Below are 12839 nucleotides of genomic sequence, written 5' to 3'. Positions count from 1 at the left end.
CGGATCCACCGGTCGGCGGCACGTGAGTCAGCGGCCCGTGAGTCAGCGGTCCGTGAGTCAGCGGTCCGTGAGTCAGCAGCCCGTCAGTTGGCGGGGCCGCTCCCGAGTTGGACCAAGGCGCTGTGCTGCCCACCGGAAAGGTCCGTCCACCGGAGCGTGACCCGGTCGCCGGGGCTCCGGCCAGCGACCAACGTGGTGAGCGCGGACGGGGAGGCCACGGACCGTCCGCCCAGCGACGTGATCAGATCGCCTGCGGCCAGTCCCGCCTGCGCGGCCGGCGAGCCGTCGACCACGCCCTCGACCAGCGCACCCGGCGCGCCCTGCGGATCGGAGCCGACCTGGACGCCAAGGAACGGCGTCGCACCGACGTGCACGGTGGGTCCGCCGGTACCGGCCTCGATCTGCCGGACCACCGGCATCGCCGCGTTGATCGGAACGGCGAACCCCTGGCTGCCGGACTGCTGGAAGCGGAAGCCTTGGGAGGCGGCCGTGTCGACACCGATCACCGCACCCGAGGCGTTGACCAGCGGGCCGCCCGAGTCGCCGGGCTGCACATCGGCGTTCACCTCGATCAGCCCCGCCAACTGCTCGGACTCGCCGGTCGTCTGGTCCCCGGCGGTGATCGACCGATCGAGCGCGGTCACCGTGCCGGAGACGGCGCTCGGCGTGAGGCCCACGCCTCCGGCGTTGCCGATCGCGAGCACGGGGTCGCCGACCACTACCTTCGAGGAGTCACCCAATGTCGCCGTGGCCAGCCCCGACGCCCCCTGCAACCGGATCACGGCCAAGTCGGCGGAGCGGTCGTAGCCGGCCACGGTCGCCGTGTAGGTCCTGCCGTTGCCGACGTCGACGGCGCTGATCCGGGTGGCGCCGCTGATCACATGGTTGTTGGTGAGCACCTCCCCGGAGGAGCTGAGCACGATCCCGGTCCCGGCTGCCTGAAGCCCCTGGTAGCCGAGGGTGACGTTGATGTCCACCAGTTCCGGGTCCACCTGGGCCGCCACGCCGCCGACTCCGGCCGCCGGGGGCGCCGTCGGGCTGCCCGAGCCGGACGACCCGGGGACGGACGGCCCGGGGACGGACGGCTCAGAGGCTGCCTGCCCGGGCGCGACCGGGGACTGGCTCCAGAAGGCGTGGTCGATGCCGATGCCCGCCCACACCGCGGCCGCCACCACGAGCAGCAGCGCGAGCACCGCACGTAGCGGGTGCCGCCTGCGCGGTGGTTGTGGCGGCGCGGCCGACGGCGGCGGCGGATACGGCGGACCCCAGCCGCCATCGCCCGTGCCACCCGTCCAGCCTGGTGTCCCTGCTCCGTGACTCCCGCTCATGACGGCCTCCAACAGGCCCCGGCTCGGACACGCTCAGAGCGTTGCGCCCTGCTTCCATCATGCGAGCCCCGCGCGTAAGCGCACCGTCAAGCGCAACTGAGCATTCTCTGCAACCGGGGGATCACTGGCCTGGGCGACGGTTTCTGTCGAACGACCACTCACCTGGGAACCTGTCAGGACGCCAGGACGCACAGTCAGTCCAGCGCCTTGGCAACGGTCAGCAGGACCGCGCTGTCCTCCAGCGCCGTCAGCGAGTGACGCTCGTCGGGCACGATAAGCAGATCGCCCGCGGAGCCCTCCCAGGCGTCGGTGCCCGCGTCGAGCCGTACGCGGCCGAGCAGGACCACGACCGTCGCCTCACCCGGGCTCTGGTGCTCGGCGAGGGTGCTTCCCGACGTCAGGGCGATGACCGTCTGCCGCAGGGTGTGTTCGTGGCCGCCGACGACGGTGGCGGCGGTGCGCCCCGAGGTGTGAACGACGGCGTGGGAGAGCTGCTCGCGCGCGAGCGCGACCAAGGAGACGTGTCTCATGAACCCAGTGTCGGTGCAGACGGCCCGGCGCACATCCCGGGCGGCGCCGCGGACACGCTGCTGACCCGTGGCGCCCCGGTTCGGGCACCACGGGTCAGCAGGTTCGTCAGTGGGCTCCAACCGCCGAGCCCGGTCGGCCCTGTCGCTCCGTCAGTGGCCCGAGCCGGACAGCGGCGGCAGCGGCACGGGGAGCGGCGGCAGCGGCACACTGGGCAGTCCGGGCAGCCCGGGCAGGTTCGGGACCGGCAGGCCGCTGCCCAGCAGGATGCCGGCGACGAGGTTGACCGCCGCCTGGACCGCCGCGGTCACCGCGGCGAGGATCTTTGCCGGGTCCAGCGAGGTGACAGCCTGGACGAGGGCGTCCAGCGCCGCCTTGACCTGCGCGATCGCCTGCGCGAGCAGCGCGCCCGGGGCCGGCGGGTCCACCCGCTGGGCGGACTTCGGGACCGGCGGGAGAGCGCTGGTCAGCCCGTCCAGCGCCGCCTTCGCGGTGGCGACGAGCTGGGTGACCTTCGCCAGGTCGGGCGGAGTGGCGAGCGCGGCCTTGAGCGCGTCGGCGACCGGGCCGACCGCGCCGAACTGCGACAGCACGCCGATGAGAGCTGAGGGGTCGGGCGCCGGGACGGGAGCGGCCACGTGAGCGGCGGCGGGCTGCTGCACGGCGGCGGCGGTCGTTCCGGCGACACCGAAGGTGAGCGCGCCGCACGCGATTCCGGCGACGACGAGGTTGGTGGTGCGGGACAGGTGCATGGGGGGAGATTCCCTTCGATGCTGTACACAGATGGCTTGTTCACCATGCAAAGGACGTGTACGCTCCGCAACTTTTCGGATACTGGGAGTGACCATCGTGCCAACGCCCGCACTCCAGGTCTGACCTGCGCGTTCGTCAGAAATCCCGGAAGCTGCCGGGGCCGTGGAAAGTGCCGCCGTTAGGGCCTCTCCGCCCCAAGGCTCCCGCTGGACGGCGCCGCAGGTGCGTCCGGCAGGATGCGTGGGTCAACCGGCGTCAACGGAGGCCGCGTCCCGCCGCAGCAGCAGGCAGGCTGCGTCGTCCTCCAGGTCCAGCCGGTCTGCCAGGGACTCCATGAGGTGGTCGGCCAGCGGCTCCAGCTCGTGCGGCCCGGTGCCCAGTGCGGTGGTGAGCCGGGCCAGGCCCTGGTCGAGGTCCTCGTCCGACCGTTCCACCAGTCCGTCGCTGCACAGCAGCAGGGTGTCGCCGGGGTCGAGGTGGAACGAGGAGCGTCCGTAAGGGGGCGCGTCCAAGCCGGCCGGGAGGCCCAGCGGCGGCCCCGCCTCCAGGTCCAGCCGCCGGACCGAGCCGTCCAGGCTTCGGACGAACGGCGGCAGATGCCCGGCGTTGGCGGCCCACACCGATCCTGTGGCGAGGGAGACATGGGCGTAGAAGCAGGTCGCGAACCGGTCCGCGTCGAGGTCGCGCAGGAAGGCCGAGGCTCGCTGCAGGACGGTCTCGGCAGGGTGCCCTTCGGCGGCGTAGGCAGTCATGGCGATGCGCAACTGGCCCATGATGGCGGCGGCTTCGGTGTCATGGCCCTGGACGTCGCCGACCGCAATGCCGATGCTGCGGCCGGGCAGCGGCATGGCGTCGTACCAGTCGCCGCCGATCGAGGTGCCGACGCGGGCGGTGCGGTAGCGCACCGCGATGCTCCCGCCGGCGACCTGGGGGATATACCGGGGCAGCATGGCGTTCTGCAGCCCGGCGGCGATCTCCCGTGCCTGGTCGACGAGCATCGCGCGCTGCATCGACTGGGCGATGCCGCTGGACAACGCGGTCAGCAGGGTGCGGTCCTCGATCGAGAACCGGCGGCGTCCGTCGTAGATCAGGCCCATCGCGCCGATCGGGCGTCCCTGGGCGATCAGCGGCAGGAAGGCAGCAGCCGTGAGCCGGGTTCCGGCGAGGAAGTCGGCCAGCCTCGGATAACGGGCGAGGAACCGCGACCGGGAGGTGAAGTAGAGCGGCTCGCCACCGCGCACGGCGTCGTTGAGCGGCCAGGACTCGGACAGGCGGGCGCTCTGGAGTTCACGGACCAGGGTGTCGCTGGGCCCCGCCGCCCCGACGACGCGCAGCCTGCCCTGGTCCATGACGGCGAGGGACACCCCCTGCGTCCCCAGGCGCCGCATGCTGTGTTCGCCGGTCAGCACGCCCACGACGTCGTCGACGCTCAACGCGTCGGCAAGAGCGCGGGCGACCTCCCGGATCGCGTCCTCCTGCCGGCGCAGGTCGTCCTCGGCGACCAGCCGCTGGGCCGAGTAGCTCAGTTCCTGGGTCGCGTCGCGGACGACGCCTACGACCTTCAGGTCGGCGCCTGGTTCGGCGTCCGCCCGCTGCTCGCCGCGGATGACCTTGCCCTGGGTGTGGGTCCATCTGAGGCTGCCGTCGCGGCAACGGATCCGGAAGTAGCTGCTGTAGGTGTCGCTGCGCCCCGCCCTGATGTCGGCAACGAGGCCGATCAGGCGGTCCACCTCGTCCTGGGGGATGCGCTGCCCCAGGCTCGCGGCCAGTCCGTCGTACTCGTCGGCCCGAAGGTCGAAGACGGCCAGGCCGCACGCGTCCAGGAGGAAACGGCCCGAGTCCGGTTCCCACACGAAGCAGCCGACGCGGGTGGCCGCCATCGCCTCCGAGGCATCCACCCGCAGTCCCCCGTCACCCATGCGGGCCTCCAGCAGCTCTCGGCGGCGATCCATAGCAAGGTACGCCAGGGCCACTGATGCACCTACCGCTCTCGCGTGCGAACACCCGTATGGCGCAGCGGCGCTGAGCCGGCGGGGGCAGCGGACCATCCAGCCACGAACCATCGAGGGTCGCGACCGGGCAGGATAGGGAAAGGCGGCTTCGCCCCACGGGCACCGACCTGTCGAAGACCGCCGGATCGGCCGGGTGATGCACCCGTGGAACCCTCCATGGAACCCACAGTCCTGCACCGGCTGCGCGACCTGTGCCTCGCGCTCCCCGAGGTCACCGAACGCCCCAGCCACGGCGAGCCGACCTGGTTCATCGGTGCCAGGAAGACCTTCGTGATGTTCGCCGACCACCACCACGACGACCGCCTGGCGTTCTGGTGCGCCGCCGCCCCCGGCGCCCAGGAGGAACTGGTCGCCGCAGCCCCGGAGCACTACTTCCGTCCGCCCTACGTCGGCCATCGGGGCTGGATCGGTGTGTACCTCGACGTACCGATCGACTGGACCGAGATCCACGAGCTCGTGGAGGAGAGCTACCGGGCCGTGGCACCCGTCCGTCTGGTCACGATGCTCAATGCGCACAAGGGGAGCCATATCGGCTGAAAGGGGGAACAATCGATGTGTCTACGAGCATGTGGGAGGAAGTGAGTCGGATGTCTGACCTTGGGCATCAAGCCCCGGACATCACTGGTCACCCGGATGTGGCCGAGATGCGGGAGCGGTACGCGCAGGTGTTGGGCGGCAGCCAGGCCGTGGCGATCGACGGACTGATGCTGTTGACAGGGCTGTACGCGGCCATCTCGCCGTGGGTGGTGCACTTCCACAGCACCAATCCCGAACTGGCAACGAACAACCTGATCATCGGAATCGCGCTGGCGCTGTTCGGGCTGGGGCTCGGCACGATCGGCGAGCGGATGTACCAGCTGAGCTGGACCTGCGCGGCGATCGGCGTGTGGATGATCATCTCGCCGTGGGTCGTCTCCGTGGGCCACACCGCCACCCGCGGAGTCATCTGGAACAACGTGCTGATCGGCGCGATCACCTGCGCCCTGGGGCTTGCCGCCTACGCGATGGTGCTCAGCACCCGCCGCATGGCGAAGTAGCGGTGTGACGGTCCGCCCCGAGAAATGATCGAGGCCCAGGCCTCCGGCCTTACGCCGGTTCGCCTGGGCCTTTGTCCTGCTCCCGACCGCCGAGACGATCAGAGCCCCCTGTCGGGTTCGAACCGACGACCCCCGCTTTACAAGTTCGATCACCGACCCATACGACGTCCGGCAACGCGCTCGTGGGGCTGCATTAGTTTCCGGGTCGTGGCCGCCCCTGTGCGCTCCGGTCCGTCGTCGTTGATGTCAACCGGTGATGTCAGGGGCAGCCGCTGCGCTCGCCGCTCTTGTGGTCTGTTCGGTGGAGATCGGCGTGCCGTGCAGGGGCTGACATCCGGCCTGTCGTCATTGTGAGCGATAGCAGACGTGATTGACGTGTAGCTCTGGACCGGGGCTACCGCCCGAGAAGAAGGAGGCCCCATGGCAGCGTTTCGAGGCGCCTGTCTGCGCGGTGCAATCGCTGTGGCCGGCATGGTGGTGAGTTTGGTGGCCATGCCCGCGACGGCCCAGGCCGCGACAACCAACGTGCCCTGTGACCCGACCGCACTGAAGAACGCGATCACTAGCGCCAACTCCGGGGACACGCTGGTGCTGGCCCACAACTGCGTCTACAGCTACACCACGCCGGACAACGCCAACAACGCTTTGCCCGTGATCACCAAGAAACTCACCATCAATGGACGCGACGCCACCATCCAACGAGACCCAACGACGGCAGCCCTGTTCCGCATCTTCGAAATCGACGGACCCGGGAACCTGGCACTCAACGATCTCACCGTCCGCAACGGCAGCGCCCCGGGTACTGCTGGTGGCAACATCCTCGTCAATCCGGGTGGGACACTCAGCCTCACCCGTAGCGTCGTGACGAACGGCACCGCCACCGACGGCGGCAACATCTTCGCCAATGCGGGTGGGACCATCGACCTCACCCGTAGCGTCGTGAGGAACGGCACCGCCTTCGACGGCGGCGGCTTCTTCATTCTCGCCTCTGCCACCGTGCGGATCCGTCACAGCGCCATCTGCGACAACACCTCGGCAGCATTCGGCGCCGGCATCTCGAGCAGAGGCGACCTCACCATCGCCGACGGCACCACGATCAGCAATAACACCACCGGCGGCGTCGGTGGCGGACTCGCCAACAGCGGCCCGGCGACGATCGATGATTCCGAGATCTTCTCGAACAGCGCAGCCAGCACCGGTGGCTTCAGAGGCGGTGGAGGGATCTTCAACCTCAACGCCGGCAAGGTGAACCTGCACCACACCCGTGTGGAGCACAACACGGTCACCGCAACGGCGAACGCGCCGGGCGTGGGCGGGGGGATCTCGAACCAGGGAGTGGCCGCCACGGTGACGATTGACGGCGGAAAGATCGGACACAACTCGGCCGAGGGGACCAACGCCCAGGGTGGTGGCGTCTACAACGAGGGCACGCTGAGCACCAAGCGGCTGGAGATCGAACACAACACCTCCACCGGCACGGGTGCCCAGGGCGGTGGTCTGACCAACAACGGTGGGACCGCCACGCTCACCAGCAGCCAGGTGGAGCACAACACCAGCAGCGCCCCTCCCGGCGGAATCAACAACAAGTCCGGCACGGTGGCCCTGAACAACAGCAAGGTGAAGCACAACAAGCCCACCAACTGCGCTGGCAGCGCAGTCCCGGTGCCTGGCTGCGTGAACTGACCAACCGGATTAACCCACCACCTTCCCCAGCTCCCATCCCGTTCGCCGTCGACCCACACACCGTGGAGCGGGCGTGGTCCATGGCGTCCAGGTGGAGCGACACCCCCAAGTCCCGGCGCAAGCGGGTGATCCCCATCCCGATGATGTGCGTCCCGCCGCTTCGCTGGCAGCGACTGAGGCAGGCTGAGCAGCGCCGCAGTGCGGGTGCCGACTGGCAGGACTCGGAATACGTCTTCACCACACGCAGCGGTAGGCCAATCGAGCCGCGCAACCTCACTCGCTCGTTCCAGCGGATCGCCGATGACGAGAGGCTGCCTGCCATCCGGCTGCACGACACCCGGCATGGCTGCGCGACGCTGCTGTCCGCCGCCGGCGTGGGACCTCGCGACCTGATGGCCATCCTGGGGCACAGCCAGATCGCCGTCACGATGGAGATCTACACGCATGTGGTGCAGGAGCGGCAACGGGAGGCGATCAACCACATGGACCGCCTTCTCAAGCGGCGCCGTCGCCAGCGTTGATGTCAATCGGTGATGTCAGAAGCCCCGGAGCTTGATCACTCCGGGGCTTCTTCATGCGGTCCTGCTGGTCAAGCGTGGAGCCCCCTGTCGGGTTCGAACCGACGACCCCCGCTTTACAAGAGCGGTGCTCTGGCCAACTGAGCTAAGGAGGCATGGTGCCTGTCCGCAGCGTGCCACGGCAGGACCAGGGGAAGTCTACCGGGACGAACGGCTGCGTTGTCCGGGGTATTCGCGCGATGAGGGGTGGGGGGCAGTGGGTCGCATCGTACTGAATGCAGTGATTTGTCACCTAATAAGGCGGAACGTTGTCGGTTTTGGTCCCCTGCAGGTACTGACAGGGCGGTGGGCGGGGAGGTAGCGTCACGAGCAGTCTGCCGATAGGTGGACTAGACCTCTCGGTCTCCGTGCCGCTCCGGCGGGTTGGCACGGCGGTGTGGAGGGGTCGCACGAGACCAGCACCATCCACCCTTTACTCGGATCGTCCGGCACGTTCCTGCCGGTGAAGGAGCGCAGCAGTATGCCTACGGTGACTTTCGACAAGGCCACCCGTATCTACCCCGGCGGCCAGAAGCCGGCCGTCGACGCCCTCGACCTGGACATCGCCGACGGCGAGTTCCTCGTCCTGGTCGGTCCGTCCGGCTGTGGCAAGTCGACCAGCCTGCGGATGCTCGCGGGCCTGGAGGACGTGAACGGCGGCGCCATACGTATCGGCGACCGCGACGTCACCCACCTCCCCCCCAAGGACCGGAACATCGCCATGGTGTTCCAGAACTACGCGCTGTACCCGCACATGACCGTCGCCGACAACATGGGCTTCGCCCTGAAGATCGCCGGCGTGAACAAGGCGGAGATCCGCAAGAAGGTCGAGGAGGCCGGCAAGATCCTCGACCTCACCGAGTACCTCGACCGCAAGCCGAAGGCGCTCTCCGGCGGTCAGCGCCAGCGTGTCGCGATGGGCCGCGCGATCGTCCGCGAGCCGCAGGTCTTCCTCATGGACGAGCCGCTGTCCAACCTGGACGCCAAGCTCCGCGTGCAGACCCGTACCCAGATCGCCTCGCTGCAGCGCCGGCTCGGCATCACCACCGTCTACGTCACCCACGACCAGGTCGAGGCCATGACCATGGGCGACCGGGTCGCGGTGCTCAAGGACGGTCTGCTCCAGCAGGTCGACACCCCGCGCCACATGTACGACCGCCCGGCGAACCTCTTCGTGGCCGGCTTCATCGGCTCCCCCGCGATGAACCTCATCGAGGTGCCGCTGGCCGACGGTGGCGTGAAGTTCGGCAACTCGCTCATCCAGGTCTCCCGCGACGCCGTGGCCGAGGCCGCCGCCGCCGGCGACAGCACCGTGACCATCGGTGTCCGCCCGGAGCACCTGGACCTGATCTCCGAAGGCGACGCGCTCGCCGCCGGTGGCAACGGCCTGGCCGTCACCGTCAACGTCGTCGAGGAGCTCGGCGCGGACGGGTACGTCTACGGCACCGCCAAGGTCGGCGACGAGGACAAGGACCTGGTGGTCCGCGTCAGCGGTCGCGCCGTGCCGCAGAAGGGCGAGGTCCTGCACGTCGTCCCGCGCGTCGGCGAGACCCACGTCTTCTCCACCTCGACGGGTGCCCGCCTGAGCGACTGACGCAGTCCGCGCAGCCGACAAGTCGACATCGACAACACAGCGTCATCATGCTTCCCCGGTAGGCCAGTTGCCTGCCGGGGAAGTTCATATTCGGATATTCCAGACACGCCGTCACTCATTGGAGTGACTGAATGTCGCCAAATCATTACTCCTCGCTAGCATCGCCGTCGTGAAGCAGCTAGCGCGCCGTCTCGGCAAAACCCTCGCCTTCGTCCTGCCCTTCGTCCTCGTGACGACCGGCACCCTCGCAGTCACCCGCGTTCCCTGGGCTCCCGGCGGTCTCGGGGACCAGCAGGTCCTCGCCGCATCATCCCGCACGAACGCCGGTGCACCGCAGCAGGCGCCCCGGGAGGCACCCAAGGAGGCCCCGCAGGACGCCCTGCGCGACCGTCTTCTGCAGCAACTCAGGAACGAGGACCCGGGAGCGGCCCTCGACTCCCTGAAGCAGGCCATGCAGCAGCAGCCCTCGCTGACCGCCTACTGCACCGCCATCGCCCGGGACCTCGGCCAGGCCGCCGTCCGCAAGTACCAGGGCGACGTCAGGCGCGCCCAGTCGTTCGCCCGGCCCGTCTGCGACGGGTCCTTCGCCGTCGGCACCATGGCCGCGGCAGGCTGAGATCTCGTGCGGCCCGGTGCGGCTGGTTGACGACACCGGGCCACGAGCACCCCTACGCCGTCTAGGGTGCTCTCATGACCGCTGACCTCCTCCCCTCCACGGAGCGCTCCCCGCACTCCTCGCCGCCCGTGACCCAGGCCGTGATCCTGGCCGGCGGTCAGGGATCCAGGCTTCGTCCCTACACCGACACCCGTCCCAAGCCGATGATCGAGATCCCGGGCACCGGGGTACCGATCATCGGCCACCAGCTGCAGTGGCTGGCCGAGGAGGGCGTCACCGACGTCGTCATCTCCTGCGGCCATCTGGCCGAGGTGCTCCAGGACTGGCTCAAGTCCACCGACCTGCCGCTGAACGTCGCCACCGTGGTGGAGACCGAGCCCCTCGGCCGAGGTGGCGGGCTGAAGTTCGCCGCCGCCTCGCTCCCGCGCAAGGACGAGCCCTGGTACGCCACCAACGGCGACATCTGGACCCGCTTCCAGCTGCGTGACATGGCCGACTTCCACAACGAGCGCGATGCCCACGCCACGCTCGCCCTGGCCCGCCCCCGCCTCCCCTGGGGCACGGTGAAGACCGACCAGTTCGGCAGCATCCTCGACTTCATCGAGGCCCCGCCCTCCCCGTATCTGATCAACGCGGGGGTGTACGTGTTCTCTGCCGAGTTCGCATCCATGCTGCCCGCGCTCGGCGACCACGAGCGCAGCACCTTCCCCCGCCTCGCCCGCGAGCGCCGCCTGTCCGGCTACGAGCTGCCTCAGGGCGTCTACTGGCGTGCCATCGACACCGCCAAGGACCTCTCCGAGGCCGCCAAGGAACTCGCTGCCGCCACCCGCCCCGTCGAGGAGGCCGGGGCGTAGCGGAGGCCGGGGCGTAGCGGAACCCCGGGCGTAGCGGAAGCCGGGGCGAGAAGCCTCGGCCCGCGCCTGGCCTCGACCCCGCGCCGACAGACACCGGAACCACAAGCAGTGGGCCCCGCACCGAGAGTTCGGTGCGGGGCCCACTGCTCTACCGATATGTCCGACATGTCGTCAGATCAAACCACGGGGCCGGCCCCCGAGGACGGCCCGGACGACCTGCCGCCCACAGATCCCTGGCCGGTCATCCCCAGCAGCGGCAGGGGAGCCGCGCTGCCCAGCAGCCCGCCGATCACACCGTTGCCCCCTCCGGGGCTCGGGGAGGGCGAGCCGCTGTGGCGCTGCGACGGCTTGGAGGTCGATCCGCCCGTCCCCTGCGAGGCGGAACCGCCCGCGCCGCCGTGGCTGCTCCCGGTGTGCCGGGAGGAGGGGTGGTGCGAGGCGGACGCGCTGGGCGAGGTGGACGGAGAGGCGCTCGCCGAGGGCCGTGCCGACGGCTTCGCGGTGCTCGGGTGGGCACTCGGGGTCTGCGCCGGCCACATCGGACTGGGGTAGACCGACGGCGCCTCCGGGCTCCCTGGGAGGGTCGTCGAAGTCGTCTGACCGTTCCGCACGGCCGCGCCGAGCGCCGAGCCCAGCAGCAGCGTCGAACCGATCACCATGGTCGCGACCACGAAGCCCCGTCGCAGCACCCGTCGCCGGAGCACCGACACCGGTGCCCGCTCCCCCAGCCGGTGCCACGCCTCGATGGCGAGCCGTCCGTCCAGGGAGAACAGCGGCGCGCCGGCGAGCAGCAGCGGGCTCCAGGCGGCCAGGTAGATGATCTCCGGCGCGTCGTACGCCGGAACCATGCGCCAGCTCACGGTCACCAGCAGTGCCAGGGCCAGCAGCATCGCCGTCCCGGCCGCAAGTCGCTGCCACAGCCCGAGGATGGAGAGCACGCCCACCACGATCTGCACGAAGGCCACCCCCAGCCCCGCGCCCACCGGATGGTTGAGGGCGATGTGCAGCAGCGGCTGGGCCAGCGCCCACGGGTGCAGCGACTGCAGCCAGTGCATCATCGAGCCGCGCGAGCCGCCGTCGAAGTAGACCGGGTCGCAGACCTTGCTGAATCCGGCGTAGATCGAGATGGCACCCAGGAAGATTCGCAGCGGCAGCAGCACCAGGCCGAGGTCGACCCGTCGCCCCGGGTACCAGGCGTGGCGAACCGGTTCTCCCGGGTCCCGCCCGTCCAACTGGTACTCCGGGCCGGAGCCCCACGGCTCGCGCCCGTCGACGTAGGCGACGTCACGGTCGTAGGAGGCGTGGTCGCCATAGCGGTCGCCATAGCCGTCGCCGTAGTCGCTCGGGTCGAAGCGCGGCATCAGCTGGGTCTCGCCGGCCGAGCTGGCCGAGCCCGCAGCGACCGCCGCGGCCCGCGAGGCCGTCGGCTGGCTGGGAAGCGCGCCCGCGCCGCCCTGCCGCACGGCGTCCAGCAGGGGCGCCGCCGCACCCGTCCAGGTGATGGGGGTGACCCTGGGCCTGCGGCGTGGCGGCACGGCGGCGCCGTACCCGCCGCCGCCCGCTGCGGCGACGCCTGCCCCCGCGCCCACCAGGGTGGGGTACAGGAGCATCGGCTGGGTGTCGTCGGGTGAGATGCCTGCGTAGGAGGGAGCGAGGGGAGCGGCGAAGGCCGGTGCGGCCACCTGAGCGTCGATCAGCGGGTTCACCGGTGCGCGGAGGCGCACGCGGAAACTCGCCGTGGTGCTGCTCAGCCGGGCCGGGTCGGTCGGTACCTTGACCGTGTTCAGCCCCGGCTCACCGTCGCTCCCCTCGGTGCGTCCCCCCTGAGGGCGGTTAGGTGTTCTGGTGTCCACACCTCACTAACCGAGCGAGAGGCC

11 protein-coding genes, 1 tRNA gene and 1 pseudogene are annotated in these 12839 nt (G+C 70.0%); 7 read left to right on the top strand and 6 right to left on the bottom strand.

The window, feature by feature from the left end:
• Positions 1–83: 83 nt before the first annotated feature.
• The 4 genes from ABIA33_RS04305 to ABIA33_RS04290 all read right to left on the bottom strand — a co-directional run bounded on the left by ABIA33_RS04305 (position 84) and on the right by ABIA33_RS04290 (position 4528).
• Positions 84–1328: a S1C family serine protease gene (locus tag ABIA33_RS04305; protein ID WP_370077077.1), complete on the bottom strand. Its 1245-nt coding sequence runs from the start codon at positions 1326–1328 to the stop codon at positions 84–86.
• Positions 1329–1522: 194 nt separating this feature from the next.
• Positions 1523–1858, bottom strand: coding sequence for a cupin domain-containing protein (locus tag ABIA33_RS04300; RefSeq protein WP_370077075.1), 336 nt, complete (start codon positions 1856–1858; stop codon positions 1523–1525).
• Between the two features lie 150 nt (positions 1859–2008).
• A complete protein-coding gene (locus tag ABIA33_RS04295) occupies positions 2009–2608 on the bottom strand; it encodes a hypothetical protein (RefSeq protein ID WP_370077073.1) in 600 nt (199 codons plus the stop codon).
• A gap of 246 nt (positions 2609–2854) precedes the next feature.
• On the bottom strand, positions 2855–4528 hold the full coding sequence (locus ABIA33_RS04290; protein ID WP_370077071.1) for a SpoIIE family protein phosphatase: 1674 nt from the start codon (positions 4526–4528) through the stop codon (positions 2855–2857).
• A gap of 249 nt (positions 4529–4777) precedes the next feature.
• Between ABIA33_RS04290 and ABIA33_RS04285 the strand changes: the two genes are divergently transcribed.
• The 4 genes and pseudogenes from ABIA33_RS04285 to ABIA33_RS04270 all read left to right on the top strand — a co-directional run.
• Positions 4778–5158 (top strand): MmcQ/YjbR family DNA-binding protein, encoded by a 381-nt coding sequence (locus tag ABIA33_RS04285; RefSeq protein WP_370077070.1) that lies wholly within the window; start codon positions 4778–4780, stop codon positions 5156–5158.
• Positions 5159–5208: 50 nt separating this feature from the next.
• Positions 5209–5658 (top strand): SPW repeat protein, encoded by a 450-nt coding sequence (locus ABIA33_RS04280; protein ID WP_370077068.1) that lies wholly within the window; start codon positions 5209–5211, stop codon positions 5656–5658.
• A gap of 420 nt (positions 5659–6078) precedes the next feature.
• Complete coding sequence (locus tag ABIA33_RS04275) at positions 6079–7341, top strand: hypothetical protein (RefSeq protein ID WP_370077066.1); 1263 nt, start codon at positions 6079–6081, stop codon at positions 7339–7341.
• A 92-nt stretch (positions 7342–7433) separates the two neighbouring features.
• A pseudogene (locus tag ABIA33_RS04270) lies at positions 7434–7862 on the top strand (tyrosine-type recombinase/integrase); the annotation flags it as partial.
• A gap of 75 nt (positions 7863–7937) precedes the next feature.
• On the opposite strand, the gene ABIA33_RS04265 reads toward ABIA33_RS04270, so the two are convergent.
• Positions 7938–8014, bottom strand: a tRNA-Thr gene (locus ABIA33_RS04265).
• A gap of 365 nt (positions 8015–8379) precedes the next feature.
• On the opposite strand from ABIA33_RS04265, the gene ABIA33_RS04260 reads away from it, so the two are divergent.
• From ABIA33_RS04260 to ABIA33_RS04250, 3 genes are all read left to right on the top strand, one after another.
• A complete protein-coding gene (locus ABIA33_RS04260; RefSeq protein ID WP_370077064.1) occupies positions 8380–9492 on the top strand; it encodes an ABC transporter ATP-binding protein in 1113 nt (370 codons plus the stop codon).
• 169 nt (positions 9493–9661) lie between these two features.
• Entirely contained in the window at positions 9662–10108 is a 447-nt protein-coding gene (locus ABIA33_RS04255; protein ID WP_370077062.1) for a hypothetical protein, read from the top strand.
• Between the two features lie 74 nt (positions 10109–10182).
• Complete coding sequence (locus ABIA33_RS04250; protein ID WP_370077060.1) at positions 10183–10962, top strand: NDP-sugar synthase; 780 nt, start codon at positions 10183–10185, stop codon at positions 10960–10962.
• A gap of 176 nt (positions 10963–11138) precedes the next feature.
• Here the strand turns inward: ABIA33_RS04250 and ABIA33_RS04245 are convergent, their stop codons facing one another.
• A complete protein-coding gene (locus tag ABIA33_RS04245) occupies positions 11139–12686 on the bottom strand; it encodes a DoxX family protein (RefSeq protein ID WP_370077058.1) in 1548 nt (515 codons plus the stop codon).
• Positions 12687–12839: the final 153 nt, after the last annotated feature.

The organism is Streptacidiphilus sp. MAP12-16 (assembly GCF_041262165.1).
Lineage (GTDB): Bacteria > Actinomycetota > Actinomycetes > Streptomycetales > Streptomycetaceae > Streptacidiphilus.
Note: the sequence above shows the minus strand (reverse complement) of the source record. Positions and strands in the feature narration are given on the sequence as shown.

Coding starts and splice junctions, on each gene's coding strand:
- ABIA33_RS04305 (WP_370077077.1), bottom strand. CDS start 1,328: ATGAGCGGGAGTCACGGAGCAGGGACACCAGGCTGGACGGGTGGCACG.
- ABIA33_RS04300 (WP_370077075.1), bottom strand. CDS start 1,858: ATGAGACACGTCTCCTTGGTCGCGCTCGCGCGCGAGCAGCTCTCCCAC.
- ABIA33_RS04295 (WP_370077073.1), bottom strand. CDS start 2,608: ATGCACCTGTCCCGCACCACCAACCTCGTCGTCGCCGGAATCGCGTGC.
- ABIA33_RS04290 (WP_370077071.1), bottom strand. CDS start 4,528: ATGGGTGACGGGGGACTGCGGGTGGATGCCTCGGAGGCGATGGCGGCC.
- ABIA33_RS04285 (WP_370077070.1), top strand. CDS start 4,778: ATGGAACCCACAGTCCTGCACCGGCTGCGCGACCTGTGCCTCGCGCTC.
- ABIA33_RS04280 (WP_370077068.1), top strand. CDS start 5,209: ATGTCTGACCTTGGGCATCAAGCCCCGGACATCACTGGTCACCCGGAT.
- ABIA33_RS04275 (WP_370077066.1), top strand. CDS start 6,079: ATGGCAGCGTTTCGAGGCGCCTGTCTGCGCGGTGCAATCGCTGTGGCC.
- ABIA33_RS04260 (WP_370077064.1), top strand. CDS start 8,380: ATGCCTACGGTGACTTTCGACAAGGCCACCCGTATCTACCCCGGCGGC.
- ABIA33_RS04250 (WP_370077060.1), top strand. CDS start 10,183: ATGACCGCTGACCTCCTCCCCTCCACGGAGCGCTCCCCGCACTCCTCG.